Origin of the sequence: Pseudomonas sp. HS-18, from assembly GCF_020401845.1 — a bacterium.
GTDB lineage: Bacteria > Pseudomonadota > Gammaproteobacteria > Pseudomonadales > Pseudomonadaceae > Pseudomonas > Pseudomonas nitroreducens.
Genome location: NZ_CP084413.1, coordinates 1,437,534 through 1,454,519 on the forward strand (window position 1 = coordinate 1,437,534; position 16,986 = coordinate 1,454,519).

The 16,986-nt window shown below is 64.4% G+C and carries 19 protein-coding genes; all 19 read right to left on the bottom strand.

The window, feature by feature from the left end; translation table 11 throughout:
* Positions 1-3 precede the first annotated feature (3 nt).
* The 19 genes from LDJ84_RS06755 to LDJ84_RS06845 all read right to left on the bottom strand — a co-directional run bounded on the left by LDJ84_RS06755 (position 4) and on the right by LDJ84_RS06845 (position 16,776).
* Positions 4-552 carry an integrating conjugative element protein gene (locus LDJ84_RS06755; RefSeq protein ID WP_033981931.1) on the bottom strand — a complete coding sequence of 183 codons (549 nt, stop codon included), beginning with the start codon at positions 550-552 and terminating at the stop codon, positions 4-6.
* Complete coding sequence (locus LDJ84_RS06760) at positions 549-1,154, bottom strand: transglycosylase SLT domain-containing protein (protein ID WP_041025077.1); 606 nt, start codon at positions 1,152-1,154, stop codon at positions 549-551. The genes LDJ84_RS06755 and LDJ84_RS06760 overlap by 4 nt, the downstream gene beginning before the upstream one ends.
* Positions 1,136-1,873 carry a TIGR03759 family integrating conjugative element protein gene (locus tag LDJ84_RS06765; protein ID WP_226046104.1) on the bottom strand — a complete coding sequence of 246 codons (738 nt, stop codon included), beginning with the start codon at positions 1,871-1,873 and terminating at the stop codon, positions 1,136-1,138. The genes LDJ84_RS06760 and LDJ84_RS06765 overlap by 19 nt, the downstream gene beginning before the upstream one ends.
* Before the next feature lie 14 nt (positions 1,874-1,887).
* Positions 1,888-2,529, bottom strand: coding sequence for a hypothetical protein (locus tag LDJ84_RS06770; protein ID WP_033981922.1), 642 nt, complete (start codon positions 2,527-2,529; stop codon positions 1,888-1,890).
* Positions 2,526-3,104 (bottom strand): PilL N-terminal domain-containing protein, encoded by a 579-nt coding sequence (locus LDJ84_RS06775; protein ID WP_033981919.1) that lies wholly within the window; start codon positions 3,102-3,104, stop codon positions 2,526-2,528. Before LDJ84_RS06775 ends, LDJ84_RS06770 begins: the two co-directional genes overlap by 4 nt.
* Positions 3,105-3,337: 233 nt before the next feature.
* On the bottom strand, positions 3,338-5,617 hold the full coding sequence (locus LDJ84_RS06780; protein ID WP_033981918.1) for a helicase-related protein: 2,280 nt from the start codon (positions 5,615-5,617) through the stop codon (positions 3,338-3,340).
* 135 nt (positions 5,618-5,752) lie between these two features.
* A complete protein-coding gene (locus LDJ84_RS06785) occupies positions 5,753-6,064 on the bottom strand; it encodes a hypothetical protein (RefSeq protein ID WP_033981916.1) in 312 nt (103 codons plus the stop codon).
* A gap of 100 nt (positions 6,065-6,164) precedes the next feature.
* Positions 6,165-7,286 (bottom strand): DUF6094 domain-containing protein, encoded by a 1,122-nt coding sequence (locus LDJ84_RS06790; RefSeq protein ID WP_003158626.1) that lies wholly within the window; start codon positions 7,284-7,286, stop codon positions 6,165-6,167.
* 64 nt (positions 7,287-7,350) lie between these two features.
* On the bottom strand, positions 7,351-8,001 hold the full coding sequence (locus tag LDJ84_RS06795; protein ID WP_003158625.1) for a hypothetical protein: 651 nt from the start codon (positions 7,999-8,001) through the stop codon (positions 7,351-7,353).
* An 82-nt stretch (positions 8,002-8,083) separates the two neighbouring features.
* The gene (locus tag LDJ84_RS06800) at positions 8,084-8,485 is read right to left on the bottom strand and encodes a hypothetical protein (protein ID WP_003158624.1); all 402 of its coding nucleotides are present in this window, start codon (positions 8,483-8,485) and stop codon (positions 8,084-8,086) included.
* Between the two features lie 94 nt (positions 8,486-8,579).
* Positions 8,580-9,278: a DUF3275 family protein gene (locus tag LDJ84_RS06805; protein ID WP_033981914.1), complete on the bottom strand. Its 699-nt coding sequence runs from the start codon at positions 9,276-9,278 to the stop codon at positions 8,580-8,582.
* A gap of 54 nt (positions 9,279-9,332) precedes the next feature.
* Positions 9,333-10,247 (bottom strand): DUF3577 domain-containing protein, encoded by a 915-nt coding sequence (locus LDJ84_RS06810; RefSeq protein WP_033981913.1) that lies wholly within the window; start codon positions 10,245-10,247, stop codon positions 9,333-9,335.
* A 376-nt stretch (positions 10,248-10,623) separates the two neighbouring features.
* Complete coding sequence (locus tag LDJ84_RS06815) at positions 10,624-11,436, bottom strand: hypothetical protein (RefSeq protein WP_033981911.1); 813 nt, start codon at positions 11,434-11,436, stop codon at positions 10,624-10,626.
* 279 nt (positions 11,437-11,715) lie between these two features.
* Entirely contained in the window at positions 11,716-11,994 is a 279-nt protein-coding gene (locus tag LDJ84_RS06820) for a hypothetical protein (protein ID WP_003158620.1), read from the bottom strand.
* Positions 11,995-12,088: 94 nt separating this feature from the next.
* Positions 12,089-12,826 carry a hypothetical protein gene (locus LDJ84_RS06825; RefSeq protein WP_033981909.1) on the bottom strand — a complete coding sequence of 246 codons (738 nt, stop codon included), beginning with the start codon at positions 12,824-12,826 and terminating at the stop codon, positions 12,089-12,091.
* A gap of 212 nt (positions 12,827-13,038) precedes the next feature.
* Entirely contained in the window at positions 13,039-13,431 is a 393-nt protein-coding gene (locus LDJ84_RS06830; protein ID WP_033981906.1) for a hypothetical protein, read from the bottom strand.
* Positions 13,432-13,452: 21 nt separating this feature from the next.
* A complete protein-coding gene (locus LDJ84_RS06835) occupies positions 13,453-13,665 on the bottom strand; it encodes a hypothetical protein (RefSeq protein WP_003158617.1) in 213 nt (70 codons plus the stop codon).
* A 329-nt stretch (positions 13,666-13,994) separates the two neighbouring features.
* On the bottom strand, positions 13,995-14,240 hold the full coding sequence (locus LDJ84_RS06840; protein ID WP_033981903.1) for a hypothetical protein: 246 nt from the start codon (positions 14,238-14,240) through the stop codon (positions 13,995-13,997).
* Between the two features lie 523 nt (positions 14,241-14,763).
* Positions 14,764-16,776 carry a DNA topoisomerase III gene (locus tag LDJ84_RS06845; RefSeq protein WP_226046105.1) on the bottom strand — a complete coding sequence of 671 codons (2,013 nt, stop codon included), beginning with the start codon at positions 16,774-16,776 and terminating at the stop codon, positions 14,764-14,766.
* Positions 16,777-16,986 lie beyond the last annotated feature (210 nt).

Below are 16,986 nucleotides of genomic sequence, written 5' to 3' on the forward strand. Positions count from 1 at the left end.
GCTTCATTGCTCGATGCCGGTGGCTGTGATCAGCACCGGGTAATGTCGCAGAGCCAGGCGCTCGGCCAGCTCGTCACCGGCCACAGGCGCGAGGGGTACGCCCGGCACCAGGGCGCGCAGCCGTGCCAGGCCCTGCACGGTCTCGAGGTTGACCACCAGGCCGACCGCGCCGCGCTCGCGCAGCGAGGTAGCATGGCGGCGCAGCCAGGCTTGCGAAGCCTCATCGTCGCCGATGACCACGAAAGGCCGCAGGCCCGGTGCTTCGATCACCCGCCGCGCGACGGTGCCGGGCGTGAGCTTGGCACTGCGCACCGGCAACATCGCGGCCTCGTCCATGGGCGTGGCGGGCACCGGGAGCATTGGGATGGGCGGTCGGGCCGGACCATCGGCGCGCGGCTGAAGGTTCAGAGCCTCGTAGTACGGCAGCGCCGACGCGCCGCCACGGTCTTCGACCACGATCAGCGGCTCGCCGGCACGCGAGGCCAGCGGCAGAGCCGCCAGCAGCATGAGCAGACCCTTCAGCGTGAAGTTGCTCAGAGGGAGGTTCGTCATGGGGATGTCTCCAGGCGCGCAGCGAGGGCCGCGGTGGTTGGGTGCGTGCCCTGCACACGGGCAAGGTGGCGCGACACGCTCCGCCTGTAACGGGCGGCAGGTTCTCCGCCCGCAGGACGGTGGTAGCGACCGATTGCCAGCAACCAGTCCTCGCCAGTGGTGTGCTGCTCTTTCAGGATTTCAGCGGCGATGGAAAGATTGCGGTACGGGTCGAGCAGGTCGCACGCGCTGGCGTAGCGCTGTTGGTGGTAGCCGAGGTTGATCTGGCCAAGGCCCGCGTCGATGCGCGTGTGCGGCGTGGCGCGCATCGCCTGCTGCAAACCGGCGCAGGCGTCGGCGCGTGTTGCGTAACGACGCGACTGGCCAGCGACGTTGAGCGACCACGGCCACGGGACGATGCGTCCATTGCGTCGGATGCCGCTCTCTTGCAAGGCTACGGCGTAGAGCACCGTCGAGGGGATGCCTGCGCGCTGTGCGGCAAGCTGGTAAGCCGGTGGCGGAAGCTCCTGGGCATGGGCGGCGCAGGCGCACAGGCCCGCCACGAGCGCCAGTGCGCGCAAGCACTGCGAAACGGAGGTGGCCGTTACGGCTGGCGCTGCCATTGGCCGTTCACCTCGCGCACGACCGCCGGCAGGTCGCCGGGCAAGCTCAGCGACAGCCACCGCCCGCCATCATGGTTGAGCGTGATGCCACCGCTGCGCACGCGCGCCGGATCGACGTTCGCACGCTTGGCCCAGTCGCGGATGCGCCTGTCGTCCTGGCGGCTGCCGACCATGTACAGGTCGAACTCGGTGCCGGAGGATTGCAGGCGCTGCACAAGCTGCCCGCAGGCCGCGCAGCCGTCCTTGACGAACACGGCCGTGCGGCCTGAACCGCGCAAGGGGTTGGCGCTTGTGCCGGCGCCGGGCTTGTCGTCAGGCAGGTTCACGCGCTGCATGCCGGGATTCAGGCGCTGCCAGGCCTCGTCGTAGGCGCGCTGGTAGGCAAGCAGCTTCTCGACACGGCGCGCCTCGATCTGCACCTGCAGTTTGGCGTAGCGGCGCCGTTCATCGTCGGTGCGCGCCTCGATGCCCAGGGCGGACAGCGGGTCCAGGTTGGGCGAGTAGATGCCCAGCGGCCCATCCATCAGTTCGCGATAGCGCGTCCACTCCTGCGGCTGCAGGCCCCAGTCGCTTGCCACCCTGTCGGTCAAGGTGCGAGTGACCAGCGGACGCTCCTGGCTCTGGGCATTGCCGGCGGTGGCCGTGGCCGGCTGCTGCGCCCAGGTGGGCAACTGGGCAGACGCGAGCAGAAGCGCGGAAAAGATCATGGCTGGCTTCATGTCGTGTCCTAAGCTCAAGGGATCGCCACGCGACGGGTCTGGTCGCCGGCCTGAAACACGGCGGTATTGCCCTCGACCGCCTGTAAGCGCCATGGGCCGAGCGAATCGCCGGGCAGCAGCACCTCAAGCTGGTCGGGCGTGAAGTCCCCGTTGCTCGGCGCGACGGACAGGCTGCGCTGGCCGGCGCGAAGTTCGGCGCCGACTATGCGGAACGGCAGTGGCAGCGGTTCCGGCTTGGCGTTGGGCCTGCGCGGTGTGCGCGGCTGAGCGGGTGCTGCGGTGCGCGCAACGGTCTGGCGCGTCTTGATTTGCTCGACCTCCGTGCGCAGCGCCTGAAGGTCGTCAGCAGCGGCATAGCCGCTCAGCGTTGTCTCGACCTGGGCAGCGCGTGCTTCCAGGAGTTCGCGGGTGTCTTTAAGGTCTGCCGCCGTTGCGACGGTTGGACGCTGCTGGATGGCCTCAATGGCCTCGGCCAGACCTACCGCCTGCGCTTCGAGACGTTGCAGGCGGGAATTAAGCAGCTCCTGGTCGACCTGCTCGTTCACCGCCTGGTAGCCGAGAGCGACGAAAACGCTGAGGCCGATCAGCCAGAGCCACATCAGGCTCTGCAACATCATGGCGGTGATCGGGCGACGGGGAGACTGCGCGGCATTCATGGCTGGCCTCCCGAAACCGAAGGCATCAGCGGAAACGTCTGCACCGCCTCGGCAGCAGGCGGTTCGTGTGCGTGCTCGGCGGTCGCACTGCCTCCAGCCTGCTCAAAGCAAATCTGCCGTGCCCGGTCATTCGCGTGCAGTTCCCAGGCCGGGCCAGCCAGGGTAAGCAGCGCATCGCGCAAGGTCATGGGGCCAAGATGCAGGTGCGCCGCCGGCAGCGGCAGCGCATACAACTCGGTCACGGCGTGGGCCATCTCGCAAAGCTGGTAACCACTGCGTTTGAGCACATGCCGCAGGCCATCGCCCACCGTGGCACGGGCATCCTCCGGCATGGACACATCGATGGTCTGCAACAGCAAGTCACGCTGCGCTGCCGAGGGTGCCAGCTCAACCAGCGTGTAGCGGCCATAGCGCACGACGGGAATGAACTCGGGTGCCTCGGGTTGGGGAACGGAGGCGATTTCCTCTATGGCGTCTGGTGCCAGTGGCGCGGTCGTGGTGGCGCAGCCGCTGGCCAGGGCAGCGGCCAGGAGACCAGCGCCGACCAGACGCCGGGATACATGGATGGCGGGCATGGCATCGGCTCTTCTGTTGCGATGCCGATACATTGGCGGCGCGATGCCGTGCGGTCAGCCAGGAATGCGAACTGGGTGGTGCCCGGTTTGCTGCCTTGGGCAAGCGCTCGGCCTTCACGGGAACACTTTGGAATGAGAGAAAAACGCAGCCCCGCCCACGAAGAACGCGGACGGGGCTGCAAGGTGGGAAGAACAGAAAGCCGGCGGCGCTAGGCCGGCTTGTGGCGTGGAAATCAGGCGGTGACCAATTGCCGGGCCAGCGCCACTTCGACGGAATCACCGTCCTGGTTCAGGACATCCAGCCCCGATTCGGGCACATCGCCCGAGGTGGACTGCGAGACCATGATCTTCTTGGCCATCAGTTCCAGGCAGGTCATCTGCGAGGAACCGGCATAGCCGAGGTAGATCACGCGCACGGGTTGCTTCTGCCCGATGCGCCAGGAGCGGCGTGCTGCCTGTTGGAGCGAGTACACGTTGTAGCCACTTTGCATGAACACAATCGTCGGGAACTCCAGCAGGTCCAGCCCCGTCTTGACCAGCTCGGGATTGGTGACGAGCACGTCGATGCCACGGTCCAGTTGCTCGGCGATCCAGTCTTCTCTGCGGCTGGCATCCACGCTTGCGCGCAGCACCGCCACCTTGAAGCCTTCCTGCTCCAGCAGCCCCTTCAGGCGCGACGTGGTATCGCGCGTGCCGGTATAGACCGTGTAGGCCAGAACCTTGCGGCCCTGTGTCTTCTCCTGCCTGCAGATCTCGATCAGCTCACGCTCCTTGGGGCTGATCTCGAACTCATTGAACTGAGCCGGGACAAACGCCAAGGTGTTGCGCGTGCGTGGATGCACCACGGTCTCCGACCGGAAGCAGCAATCCGGCCAGGCCAGCAGCACGTTGAGCACCACCCCCAGCAAGGTCGTATCGCGTCGCGCCAGAGCCTGTTTCAGCTCTGCGGTCAGCCGACCCGCCAAATCGCGGTAGGCCGCAGCTTGCGCCACGTCCATCTGGACTTCACGAAACTCCTCGTCATACGGTGGCAGGACGTTGCCACCGATGTCCTTGAGCTTGAGGAATATGGTGAACGGCAGGATGCAACGCAAGACCCCTTTCGGGCCGAAGCCGGGAGCCTTGACCGTGCGCACCGATACCTTGGTGCCCTTGGCCGTCTTGTGCGCCGTGCCGGCGCTCTCGGAGTAGATGTCCTTGAGGACGCCGTGATCGCGCATGAACGCCATCGCAGCCGAGGTCATGCTGCCGCTCGTGGTCGGGCGGTAGCCGTCTTCGATCATCCGCCCTGGCAGTGCCCGGAACAGCAGGTAGAACAGATCATCGCCGTAGCCGCCCATCAGCGTGCCGGTCAGCAGCAAGGTCTTGCGAGCCTTCGCCGCCAGCACGCCCATGGCCTGGCCCTGGGCACTGCCACCGTTCTTGTACTCGTGCGCCTCGTCGGCGATGAGCAGGTCGAACGTGCCTTGCGGCAGGTAGCGTTTGATGAACTCGGACGGTTGGTAGCCGCCCTCGCCAAAGCCAAACTCCATGTTGGCCATCGCACGTTCCATGCGCGTGGCCTGACGGTCGGAAAACACCAGCTCGCCGTTGCCATCCATGAGGTTGATGAACTCATGAATGTTGTCACCCAGCATCGAGGCCAGGAAGCCGTCACCAAATTTCTGCATCAACTTCTGCGCGGTGACTTCCCCGATGGTCGGGATACGCTTCAAGGCTTTGAGGACGACCGAGGACTGGTCGCTGCCGGACAGACTACGCGGGCGGATCAGCGTCCACAGGGGCGCGGCGCAGTGGCTGCACTTCCTGCGGGACTCCTCGGCTTCGAGCGAGATCGGGTTGACCGGTTCGCCGTCGAGGTCCGTGATGACCGTGCCGCAGTTCGGGCACGCTGCCACGTCGCCGTGGCGGGTGCGCCGCTGGGTGAAGACCGGCTTCCAGTGGAACCCCATCCGCATCCTGACGCGGCCCAGGATGAAAAACTCCTGGCCCGTGGGCTGCACACCCAACTGCTCGCGCAGCTTGATGAGCTTGACCAGCGTATCCGGGCCATTGAGCACCCAGACCTTGGCGCCGGCCACCGTCTCCTGGATCTCGCGCCGCCACTTGTAGACCAAGTGGGGAGGCGAAAGTACCAGCGTGCGGCGGTAGCCTTCGGCGTTGAGCACCGCGGCCGTGGCGATGCCGACGGTCGTCTTGCCGCAGCCCATTTCGCCATTGACGATCGCAGCGCGTTCGCCTTGATCGACCAGCAGCTCGGCGGCAGCATGGACAACGTCGGCCTGGGCCTGGAACAGCTTGCGCTTGAGGCTGGCAACGACAAGTTGCCGCTGTGCTTGCGCTTGGCCGGTATAGACCGGCGGGTTGGCGCGGTTGAGAGAGTCGAGCAGTTCGTCGCCGAACTCGCCGACAAAATCCTGAAGGCTCAGGGTCAGAGGGGATGATTCCGCTTCGAGCAGCTCGCCCTGGACGGACGTGGCTTCAGCGGCGGTGGCTTCGAGATCGATGGACATGGTGATGCTCCAAGAAAAATGGGGCATGCACCACCCCAGCGGGGCGATGACATGCCCCGTGGTGGGAAGAGAGACGGCGAACCGTCGGTGGTTGGACAGTACAGGCGCTCCTTGGCCTGCGGTGACAACTCGCGGTCAGTACTCGTTGGGCAGCAACAGCGTGGTGACGCTGCGATCCCATTCGGTGATGATCCAAATCTTCAGGCCGGGTGTGACCTGGTAAGAAGAAAACAGACGATCCTCGCCGGACTTCAGCGCGGCATCGTTCTGCCGCCTGTCGCTGTCGTCGAGGTCGCCCCAATCGCCGCCGAGGTGGCGACGCAGGTAGGGAGTCGGGTTGAGCCGGCCCTGTCGGACCAGGTCATCGACGCCGCAGGTCATGACCACCTGGCCTGGCGAGAAGCGCAGGCTCGGTGTCTGGCTGATGGAAAGTGCTTGGGCTGCCATGGAAGGCTCCTGGATATGGAGGGGCCACGGCACCCCATCGGGGCGACTGGACCCCGGTGGGTGGAAAAATCGACGGCGAACCGTCGGCGGTGAAAAACAATCAGCGAATGGTCAACACCTCGCCCCGTGTCGGGGAATCAGGCGTCATGTCCCACGCGCGGATGACGGGAACAAACTTGTCGGTGAGGATGCGCGTCTCGGCGATCGAGCCGTCTTCGCGCTCGGTGAATTCCCGCTGGAGCGTCTTGTCCTTGTGGGTATCACCTTTGACGACGAGCACGCGCCCCGTCTTGGATTGCACGACTCCCGAGATCGCGCCTGCGGCCAGAGCCAGGGCGAGATGCCAGTGGGACAAGGCCCGCGCCGGTGGACGTAGCGTCTGCTGCGCGGCCCCCAACTGCGTATCCCGCGACGGCCAGAGGCCTTGCAGTCTGCCAACCTCATCGGCGAACTGCTCCGGCTCCATCGTCACGCGGAAGAAATGCCCCGGCTCCGCCGGGCTGGCGGGGACGATGTACGGCAGGAACGGCCATTCGCTCGGCAGCTCCTCGGCTTCGATTTCGCCAAGCCCAATCTGCAGCAACAGACTGCGCACGGCCTTGACGGCATCGGGTGTCTGCTCACGCTGACGCACCCGTCGCCCGAAGATCACCACCTGCTTGAACTGCGTTTCCACCGCTCGATAGATCCGCAGGTCGGTGTAGTGGCGTGTCAGCCAGCCGACCAGCTCGGCATCGAGCACGTAGCCGGGGACGATGAAGACCAGCACGCCGCCGTACTGCAACAGGGGCAGCGTGCGCTGGTAGAACAGCTTTTCGAGGCGGGCTCGGCCCTGACCTTGATAGCCAATGTTGCCGTTGACGTCCTTGGACAGGTCGCCATACGGCGGATTGAGCCAGAGCAGACCGAAGGACTGCTTGGAGATCATCGTGTCCATCAGGTCCGCGTGCAGACAGTGATCGACCAGACCACGGGCATGGCGCGCCCGCTCTGCGTCGAACTCGACGGCGAACGCCTTGGCATGCTCGCGCCCCAGGGCATGAGCCGCTTCAGCGATTGCCACGCCTTCGCCGGCGCAGGGATCGAGGATGCACATCGGCCCATTGGATTCAGAGTTACTGGGCATCAATGCGTTGAGCGCTCTTTCGAGCGTGGGTTCGTCGGTCGGGAAGTACCCGTTTTTCACGAAATTGCGGGCGAGCCGCGGGAACATGAGAGCCATGGAAGTCTCCTGGTTGGCGGGGATGATTGGCGCAGGCACGCCTTGGCGTGCCTGCGCAGGTGGGTCAAGCCGCTACCGTTTCCGGCGTCCAAATCTTGGCCGGATAGGGATAGGCGGTGAGCACGTCACTGCGGATCAGCGAGCCGAGCGCCTGGGTCAGCGCCGGCACGTCGATGGCGAGCCGATGGCCCACCAAAGGCCCGAGGGCGAACGGCAGGCGGGTCAGCATCTCGCGGCTTTGCAGCAGTTCCAGCACGGTTTCGCGCCAGTGGTCGAGCAATGGCAGTGGGCAGGTGTCCTGCACCAACGTCCACAGGCGGTCAAGCCGGTGGTCGCTATCGCGGGGCAGCAATGCCAGTGCGCTGGCGTTGGCCTTGTCGGGCTTGACGCAGCGCCGATCGAACAGCCACACGTTGGACAGCGAACCGAACAGCGTTCGCCGGTAGGCGCGGGTCATGCGCTTTTCCAGGCGATCGACGTTGCCGACGAACACCGGGACGCTGCCGCCCTGGTCGGTGATGACGTGGAACTGCTCCAGGCCTTGCTCGTCACGCCCGAGGGTCAGGCGAGCAAGGAACTGCTGGACGGCGGTGTCCCGCGCCCAGATCGACAGGAAGATCAGATTGCCCTGGTCATCGCCGACGCAAGCGTCGGCCATCACGTCCGGGCATTCGTCGATGCGATACAGCGTGGTGGAAGAAGGGTTTGCGGGCATGGTGGTGTCCTCGGATAAGCGGGAACAGCAGCGCCGCTGGGGCAATTGCTGCCCCTTGGGGTGGTAGGGCAAACGCCCTGGTTCAGGCCGTCAGCGTCGTAGCCGGGGCTGCTTTGGGTATGCGCCTCTGCGCGTGGTAGGCGCGAACGCCTGCACGCCAGTCGGCGGATTGCTCCGGTGCGAGATCCAGATAGGACAGCGGGCACGAGTAGTAGTACGGGTGCATGGATTCGTCCAGCGGCTTGTAGCCCCACTGGCCGCCGCTGCGTTGCAGCAGATCGCAGCGGATATAGCGCAGGGACTGACCTGGCGCGAGATCACGATGTACGCCGTCGGCTTTGGCCGTCACTTGCGTAACAGACCAGAGGACGTTGCCACGCAGTGCGTGGGCGATGACCTTCACGCTGGTGCGCTCGGTCTCTTGCGGTGTGATCAGTTCCGCGATCAGTTCAGACCGCGATTGGGGGGAGAAATACCAGCCCATGAGAGGCCTCCGGGAGAAATGAAGCCGGAGGCTTCCCCCGAGGGGAAGGCCCCCGGCGGGTGGGTGAGGAACACCGCAGATGCAGCGTTCCGTACTACGCGGGTTGCAGTTCGGCCTGGCGGCTCCACTCTTGCGTCTTGAAGTCCAGCGCATAACCCAGTTCGCTCAAGCGAGCGATCTGCGCGCGCAGGGTGCGGCGGTCGATGGTCGAATCCAGTTTCACGGACTCATCCAGTGGCCACAGCAGGCCGAACAGCGCGGCATCGCCCTCTTCGGTACTGCCGGAGGCAGTCGCCGTAGCGGGCGTCGGCGCATCCACACCAAAGGGGGTGGTATCGACCAGCGGGTCTGCGGATGCCTGCACAGGTGCGGGCTTGGCGGGCCTGGACGATTTGGCTGGTTTGGCCGGTATTGCCGGCGTTACCGCAGGCTGTGCGCCCAGCTCTTCGTCAAGTGGATCGAGGTCCTGAGTGGCGAAGCTGCGTGCCTCGTCACGGCTCAGTTTGTCGATGTCGTAGAGCGTCATTCCGTCCAGACTGGCGCGGATTTCGAAACGCATGCCACCACCGACCGGGTAGGACTTCGGGAAGATGTACCTGATGATGAATTCCCCGTCGTACTTGCCTTCGGGGTATTGCTCCAGCTCCGGGTCCTTGACCTCGAACGTACCGAGGTGCGTGGCGAGGCGACCGACGGTGAAGGGGCCGTTCTTGCCGCGAATGGTGCGCAGCGTGAGTTGGCCGGGGACGACAATGGGCGAAACCGATTTATCGGATGCCGATGTGGCTGCCATGATGGTTCTCCTTAGCGATTGGGAAAACGACAAGGCCCGCGAGGGCCTTGCCGATCAGAACGAAGCAGCCAATGCCGGCTCCTGCTTCTCCACTTCACCTTCGGGCTCGCGCTCGGCGGGCTCGGCAGGCTGATCGGCAGCGGGGCCGGCGTCCTCGGCTTCGGACGCGGATGCGTCCTGGGCTGGCGGCGTCTCGGCTTGCGCGGGGCTCGTCGGATAGACCTTGGTGCCGTCGATCTTGATCAGGCCGATGTGGATCAGCGTCGATTCCAGGCTTGCGGCCGGTTCCCCAGCGCGTTCACCCTTGGTGCGGATGTACGGATCGATCTTCATGTCGTTGAGACGGAAGGCGATCAGCACCTTGCAGTCCCCTTCGATGGCCTGCACGCACCGGCGAACCAGATGCTCGGCTTCAGGGGTGGTAACGATGGTGTCGAAGTACCGATACTCCGGTTCATCGACAGGCCCGGCCAGCGCGGCGACGGTGCAAGAGAGGAACGGGTCGCCATCTTTGGGCGTGACGTCCTTCGGACGGCTGAGGTAGCCGATGCCGCGGGTGATCAGCTCGTGATGCCTGATCGAAGCCAGTTCGGCTCGGTCAAGTGGCTCGGCCTTGAGCAGTCGCGCCTTGAGGGACGCGGCGGCTTGGCCTTTCTGCTCGCCCTTGTCGCGGATGTACGCATCGCCCCACAGGTCGCCGAGGCGAAAGCGCACCAGCGGGCGCTGCTTGGGATCGTCAACGCCGATGCAGCGCTCGACCAGCTTCTTGGCCTCGGCACCCGAGACCTTGACGTCGAAATAGCGATAGCTGGGGTCCTTTGCGGAACCGACCAGCGCGGCGATGGTGCATGCCAGAAAAGGCTGCGCACGGCGGCCGCCCCGAACAGGCACTTCACGGACACGCTGGATGTAACCGATGCCCGAGGTGTGGAGGTCGAAATACGATTTCTCGTTGGACGTGGTGCTCATGGTGAATCTCCATAGGGATGAAGCGGAGACACACCAGTCCCACGCTGCGGGGAAAGGTGCGTAACCCCGCGATGGGTTGATAAGGCGAAAGCATCCACCACCAGAGACTGGTGGCCGCTCGCGGATGGATGCGGTGCGAGCTGGCTCGGTCACGCAGTGGGAGCTGCGCCGCAACCTCGAAGACCGATGGTTGCCTGGCATGTCGCTGACAACGTCAGCAGGCATGGGCTCAGCATGGCCTCGCCTCGCGCGCGAGGCAGCCATCAATCGGCATCCGGGCGATTCCCTTTGATGAATCTCCCAGGCAGAAAAAAGGCCCTCCTTCCGAATGGAGGGAGAGCCTGTGGGGGCATGTCGCCTGGTTTTTTTCGTGGTGTCACGCAGGTACAGCGCGGCGCCGTCGGGACGTCTCCGCGCCGATCACGCTCACATCGATCAGACGCCAGCGTCCGTCGTCGATGAGCCGCTCCAGCACTTCGCCGAGCATGTCGAAGTACACCTCGTCGTGCCGATCGACCAACTCGCCGTCGCGGCGCAGCTCCACCGCATAGGTATCGCTGCCGCGCTGGTAGAGGATCGTCACCTGGCCGGCGAACTTCGCGGTCGAAACCGTGAAACTGATCGCCGGGGGCGTTTCGATGATCCTGGACGGCTTCGGATCGACCCAGGTGAAGTCGTGGGCGCCCGCATCGACCAGCATGTGGGTGATGCGCCGGAACCCGTCGGGCGCCGGCATTTCCTCCAACTGCTCGATGAGCTGACCCAGTTCCAAGCACTGCGGCTCGGGAATGGGCAGCTTGGCCGGCGCGGAGCCGAGGATGTGTGTCTTGACGGTGTAGGGAGTGCCGTCGGACATCATCTCGGTGCGCTCTTCTGGCGTGTCCGCACGCAGGCCGTCGAAACGGCGACGGGCATAGGGTTGGACATGCACCTTGGTGCCCTCGCTGGGAACGGTGGTCACCAGGCTGGGATCGAGTACCGCGAACTCGCTGGGCTTGAGCTTGACGACGATGGCGTCTTCGCTGGCTGCTACCACCTTGCCGTCGAAAGGCTGGGGATCAATGACGAAGCCCAGTGTCGAGGACTGTGGTTGATCATCGAACACGCGATACTTGAACGACCGCACGTTGCGCGGCACATGGCCTGCGACCAGCGAAGGCATCAGGGTCTTGATGAGAGAGCGATCCATGTGAATCTCCTTGAGGAAGAACAAGGGATTCCCGCCCGCAAGGGAGAGATCCCTTGTGGGTGAATGGGCGCGATGCGTCCGTAGGAAGAAACAACCAGCACGGTTTCCCGCGCTTGCAGCCTTGAAGGTCTTGGCTGCCTGGGCATGTGTCGGCAACGCCGACGGACATGGGGTAAGGATGGCCCTTGAGTGAGCGGCCTGCGCTCAGCAAACCGCACCGCGCCGCACCCGCTTTCCTGCGCCGGGACAAGAAAAGGCCCCTCGAAAGGGGCTGGGTGGTCAGGCTTGGTACACGAAGTAGTGTTCGCGCTGACGTGGAAAGAACACGTGCTTCCACGTGTCGCCGCCGGTGTTGCCACCGTCGAAAACGACCATTTCGTAGTCGTCAATGTCGGTGTCGGCCAGATCGGCGCTGGCGATATGGCGCATGTGCAGCGTGCCACTCAAGCGCTCGAATACCAAGATCTGGCCGATGGCGTCGTCCTGGCCCATGGCGTTGACGCAGGCTCCAAGCTGATGCTCGAAGTCGCGTGCGGGCGAGATGAGGTCGGGGAACATAAAGTGCTCCTATGAAATTGGACCAACCCGGCTCCTAGAAAGGAGACGGGCTGGCATGGAGGGCAAAGAGGAAGGTGGGCTCGTGGTGTGTTTGCTAGGACTCGGCCAGCGGCAAGCCCGGCAACACGGGCGCGTCGGCGTCGAGGATGAGGATGCGCACATCGGCCTGGCCAGCCAGTTCCAGGATGTTCGCGAGGTCGTCTGGCATGCCCTTGCTGCGGTGCTCCTGCCGAAGCTGCTCGGCGGTGATGCCATCGGCGTGCTCCAGGTTCTGGTCCGTCCAGGGCGTTGAGATCAGCTTGACGCCGATCGCCGGGCTGTACGGAACCCGAAAGGCGATGAACAAAAAGGCCTCCGGCGTGGCGAGGTCCGCCAGATTGGCGAGGTACTGGCCGGTTTCCTGGCTGATGTGCGCGCTGCTGATTTCCCAGCAGCGGCTGTAGTAGCCGGTCTCGAAACTCAGGCGCTGCACGATTTCCCGCGCGGCCTCGACCGAATAGCTGTCACCGACGTGGATCAGGCGACCGTCGAAGTCCTCGCCATGAATGGCATAGACCACGGCACCGATCACGCCTTCGCCGTTAACGCCCTCATCGGCATCGCATTCGGCCAGCACCTCGGCGCTTATAGGTTCAGAGCCGTTCGTGACCACCGCGAAATCGCTGGTGACGATGCAGGAAGATGAAATCAGTTCCTGGTCGGAAAGATGTTGCTGGCTCGGGTGGATATTTCGCCAGACATGCGGGCTTCCGTCCTCGTAGCTGATGGACAGCGTGCGGACGATTTTCAAGTTCCAGTAGCCGCGAACAAAGGGATTGGGATTCTGAGACATGGGAACGCTCCAGATTGAATAATGGAGCCAATTCCCGCCACCGGGAATTGGACCCGGTGGGTTGAAAAGGGAAAATTCGTCAGTCGGCGCTGATCGTTGGCTTTGATTCAGCCGCTTTACGCTGGGCTACGGAAAGGAAATCGAGGGACATGGCCGTGTGGGCGCATGTCCCTCGTGGGGAACGAAAAGACGGGGGTGTGCCCGAAACGGGCTCACCAGCCGCTGTAGTTCACCATCAAGTCGGCGATGACCTTGCGGCGTTGCAGATCGAGGCCGTCGAAGTCCGACAGCCCGTCGAAGTGGCAGCGCTTGAGCATGGCACCGCCCTCGCGCGCGTTGTAGAAGCTGACCATGGCGGACAGGAACATGCGTTCGCCGCTGCTCAGGACGCCGAGGGCATCATTGAGCAGCAGCATGTTGGGACGCAGATCCCACTTGCTCTTGGCCTGGTTCAGACCTTCACGGGTGCCGTCGCCGAACCACTCGGGACCAGCAATCTCGGCACCACGCTTCCAGGCCTCGAAGAAGGCTTGGGGCGCGGCAGCGAAATGCTGCTCTTCCCGCATGATCTGATCGACGACGTCCTGCGGCAGCAGTTGATTCATGGCGTGATTCCTCCAGTTGGATCAGGGAATGGCGAGCTGGGACCAGCCGCCTCTTTCGAGGGCACGTTGAGCCGCCGCATGGCTGCGGAAGTATTCGTGCGATTCCCGCGAAACGGGACCTTCGGTATCGCGCGTGCCGATGTAGTGGCCGGCGGCGCTTTGCAGGACTTCGAGCGGCAGGAACTTGCCGCAATAGGTCAAGGCCAACTGGCCGAAAGAGGCTTTGTGGGACATGGGTAGGCTCCTTGAAAAAGCGAGGCCTTGTCCCTCACGGGATGGCAGCTCCCGCACGCGGTGGATAAAAAGCATCGGCGTCACGGGGACGCACGTCCGCAGACTTGATGCGATACGGACTGGCGGGTTACGCGGGGAGAACCCGCGGCAGCCTGAAACCCATGGCTGCGGGCATGTGCTGACGAATCAGCGAACATGCGGGCAGCTTCGTCCGGGGGGCCGTGCTGCGTCAGTTGGAAAACGGCATTCGGCCCAGCCCGGATTGATGGGCGCGGAGACAGAAAACCCGCATCGAGTGCGGGCTGTCAGGGGTGCGTGGGTGCGTTGGCTCACTCGGGCGTTTCGCCCAGGACATACTGCTTCCACAGGGCGAATGCCTCGTCCTGTCCCAGTTCGGCCAGGACCACAATGGGTTGCGCCTGCCGCGCACGCAGCGAAGCGAAATACGCCTTACGGTCGGCGATGGACTTGAGATTGATGCCATCGATAAACAGCAGCTTGCCACCCTTGATGAACAGCACCTTGTTGCCAAGGTCGCGCTCGAACGCGGCTCGTACTTTCTCCGGTTGTTGCATGCGTCGGTTTCCTGTTGCTGTGGCCGGCCATTGGGTCGGAACGTTGATCGGCGAGATAAAGGTGCCGAAGGCTCGCTGACCTTCGGCTCGGGAGGGAATAACCACCCGTGGGCTGTTGCAGGCCCGGTCGTCGCTCGAACCGTCTGCTCATCAGCAATCACACCCGGCCCATGTCGTGGTTGGGGCCGGCATCGTCTGGCGCACATCCGCGCACAAAGGGAGCCCGTTTTTGCGCCGGTGGGCACCGGCACTGAATACCGCTGACCACAAAGGGTCTCCGGGTGGCTCGCGCTGCCAGGCAAGCCATCGGGGGACCCTTCGCAGTAGGCGAGAGAAACACAGACCAGCAGAACACGCGGGAGACGGTTCGCGGAAAAGCTACCTTCAGGTCCCGCAGCCGGGGACGGCTGGACGGGACGCGCACACGAACAAGAAGGCGTTGCGCGCTGGGCGACCCGCAGGGGCGTGCGGGACACGGGCCACGCCTTTGAAACAGGGTGCGGCCCACGGGAAACGGAGTCGGTCAGGCGCCTTTGCGGCTGCTGCTACGCGAGCGCGAAGCGCCACGCTTGGGCGGACCGGATTCGACCGGCAGCGTGCCATTGCAGTCAGGGTAGCGACTGCACGACCAGAATGGACCGCTCTTGCCGGTGCGTTGGCGCGTCGGTGCGCCGCACTGCGGGCATGCTGGCCCATGGGGAAGCTTGATGGACAGGGACATGCTGCCGTACTGCGCGATCAACTGCGAAATCCAGGTGGTCTGCTTGCTGAGGAATACGTCCAGGGTGAGCTGTCCGGCCTCGATCATGTCGAGCGCCTGCTCCCACACCGCTGTGGTGCCGGGGTCTGCAATCGCTGCGGGCACGGCGTCGATCAGCGTGAACGCCGCATCCGATGCGCGAATGGAGCGGCCCTTCTTCACGATGTAGCCACGGGCGATCAGCACGCTGATGATGTTGGCCCGCGTCGCCTCGGTGCCGATGCCCGTTGTGTCTTTGAGCTTCTGTTTCAGACGCGGGTCGGTTACGAAACGCGAAACGCCCTTCATCGATTTGACCAGTTCGCCCTGGGTATAGGGCTTGGGCGGCATCGTCTTGAGCGCCTTGATCTCGACCTCGGCCACCTGGCACGCCAGGCCCTCACGCAGCGGGGGCAGCACCTGGCTGCGCGCTGCGGCGTCGCCGTCCTCATCCGCTTGCGGCTCGGCCAGCACCAAACGCCAACCCTTGATGACCACCTGTTTACCGGTGGCCGCCAGCATCTGCTGCCCGCAGGAAAACTCAGCCACGGTACGGTCGAACTCGTGGTGCGGTAGGAACTGCGCCAGGTAATGCGCCCGGATCAGCCGGTACACCGCCAGTTCCTTCTCGCTCAGAGCAGAGAGGTTCGCGGGTTCGAGCGTCGGAATGATGCCATGGTGCGCCGTGACCTTGCCGTCGTTCCAGGCGCGCGAACGCTGGGAGCGGTCGAGCTGACCCATGATCGGGCGCAGCGACGGGTCGGTCTTGAGCAGGCTGTCCAGGACGGCGGGCACCTCGGCAAACATGCTTTCGGGCAGGTAGCCGGAGTCCGAGCGTGGGTAGGTCGTGGCCTTGTAGGTTTCGTACAGCGCCTGGGCGATCTCCAGCGTTTCCTGTACGTCCAGCCCGAGCTGCCTGGAACAGACCTCCTGAAGCGCCCCCAGATCGAACAGCAGCGGCGGGCCTTCGCGCACGCGCTCGGTCTCGATCGATACCACCTGGACGCTGCCCGCAGCGCGAATCTGCTGCGCCGCCTGCTGGGCGACCGGCTGTTGCAGGCAACGACCGGCGTCGTCGGTGCAGCCATCGGGCGCAACCCACAGCGCGGCGAAAGCCTGACCCTCTACGGACAGAGACACGTCGATGCCCCAGAACGGCACCGACTTGAAAGCCGCGATTTCGCGGTCGCGGTCCACGACCAGCTTCAGGGTCGGGGTCTGGACACGTCCGACCGACAGCACGCCGTCGTAGCCTGCTTGCCGCCCGAGCACAGTGAAAAGTCGGCTGAGGTTCATGCCGACGAGCCAGTCTGCCCGCGAACGCGCCAGCGCCGAGTAATACATCGGCAGCGTATCGGACGACGGTCGCAGCTTGCCGAGCGCGGTGCGGATCGACGCATCGTTGAGTGCCGATAGCCACAAACGCTCGATGGGACCACGGTAGCCGCACAGGTCGATGATCTCGCGGGCAATCAGCTCGCCCTCGCGGTCGGCATCGGTGGCGATGACGAGATGGGTCGCCTTCGCCAGAAGCGCCTTGACGACCTTGAATTGCGTGGCGGTCTTCGGTTTGACCTCGACCCGCCACTGCTGGGGAATGATGGGCAACTGCTCCAGCGACCAGCGCTTGAGCGCCGCGTCATAGACCTCGGGGGCTGCCGCTTCTACGAGATGGCCGATGCACCAGGTGACGGTGACGCCGGAGCCGTTGAGGCAGCCTTCACCACGCTGCGTCGCGCCGAGAATCCGGCCAATATCCTTGCCCTGGGAGGGCTTCTCGCACAAGAACAGCCGCATATCCGTCCATCCGATTTCCGTGGTTCATTGAGTTGCTGGAATCGAGGATGCCGGGCACCGCCAGGGGCAGCAGCAAACAAGTCGCAAGCGGTGGCGACCACTTTCACGGGATGGAATGGCTCGGGCGGAGATAACGTGCAGCCGGGGTGTGCGGGGCGGGAGCCGCGATTTTCGGGAGCGCGTGGAAGCCGGTGGACGTTGATGGAGCTA

Coding starts and splice junctions, on each gene's coding strand:
- LDJ84_RS06790 (WP_003158626.1), bottom strand. CDS start 7,286: ATGGCTCTCATGTTCCCGCGGCTCGCCCGCAATTTCGTGAAAAACGGG.
- LDJ84_RS06800 (WP_003158624.1), bottom strand. CDS start 8,485: ATGGGCTGGTATTTCTCCCCCCAATCGCGGTCTGAACTGATCGCGGAA.
- LDJ84_RS06795 (WP_003158625.1), bottom strand. CDS start 8,001: ATGCCCGCAAACCCTTCTTCCACCACGCTGTATCGCATCGACGAATGC.
- LDJ84_RS06810 (WP_033981913.1), bottom strand. CDS start 10,247: ATGAGCACCACGTCCAACGAGAAATCGTATTTCGACCTCCACACCTCG.
- LDJ84_RS06755 (WP_033981931.1), bottom strand. CDS start 552: ATGACGAACCTCCCTCTGAGCAACTTCACGCTGAAGGGTCTGCTCATG.
- LDJ84_RS06785 (WP_033981916.1), bottom strand. CDS start 6,064: ATGGCAGCCCAAGCACTTTCCATCAGCCAGACACCGAGCCTGCGCTTC.
- LDJ84_RS06780 (WP_033981918.1), bottom strand. CDS start 5,617: ATGTCCATCGATCTCGAAGCCACCGCCGCTGAAGCCACGTCCGTCCAG.
- LDJ84_RS06825 (WP_033981909.1), bottom strand. CDS start 12,826: ATGTCTCAGAATCCCAATCCCTTTGTTCGCGGCTACTGGAACTTGAAA.
- LDJ84_RS06775 (WP_033981919.1), bottom strand. CDS start 3,104: ATGCCCGCCATCCATGTATCCCGGCGTCTGGTCGGCGCTGGTCTCCTG.
- LDJ84_RS06815 (WP_033981911.1), bottom strand. CDS start 11,436: ATGGATCGCTCTCTCATCAAGACCCTGATGCCTTCGCTGGTCGCAGGC.
- LDJ84_RS06765 (WP_226046104.1), bottom strand. CDS start 1,873: ATGAAGCCAGCCATGATCTTTTCCGCGCTTCTGCTCGCGTCTGCCCAG.
- LDJ84_RS06835 (WP_003158617.1), bottom strand. CDS start 13,665: ATGTCCCACAAAGCCTCTTTCGGCCAGTTGGCCTTGACCTATTGCGGC.
- LDJ84_RS06845 (WP_226046105.1), bottom strand. CDS start 16,776: ATGCGGCTGTTCTTGTGCGAGAAGCCCTCCCAGGGCAAGGATATTGGC.
- LDJ84_RS06805 (WP_033981914.1), bottom strand. CDS start 9,278: ATGGCAGCCACATCGGCATCCGATAAATCGGTTTCGCCCATTGTCGTC.
- LDJ84_RS06760 (WP_041025077.1), bottom strand. CDS start 1,154: ATGGCAGCGCCAGCCGTAACGGCCACCTCCGTTTCGCAGTGCTTGCGC.
- LDJ84_RS06770 (WP_033981922.1), bottom strand. CDS start 2,529: ATGAATGCCGCGCAGTCTCCCCGTCGCCCGATCACCGCCATGATGTTG.
- LDJ84_RS06840 (WP_033981903.1), bottom strand. CDS start 14,240: ATGCAACAACCGGAGAAAGTACGAGCCGCGTTCGAGCGCGACCTTGGC.
- LDJ84_RS06830 (WP_033981906.1), bottom strand. CDS start 13,431: ATGAATCAACTGCTGCCGCAGGACGTCGTCGATCAGATCATGCGGGAA.
- LDJ84_RS06820 (WP_003158620.1), bottom strand. CDS start 11,994: ATGTTCCCCGACCTCATCTCGCCCGCACGCGACTTCGAGCATCAGCTT.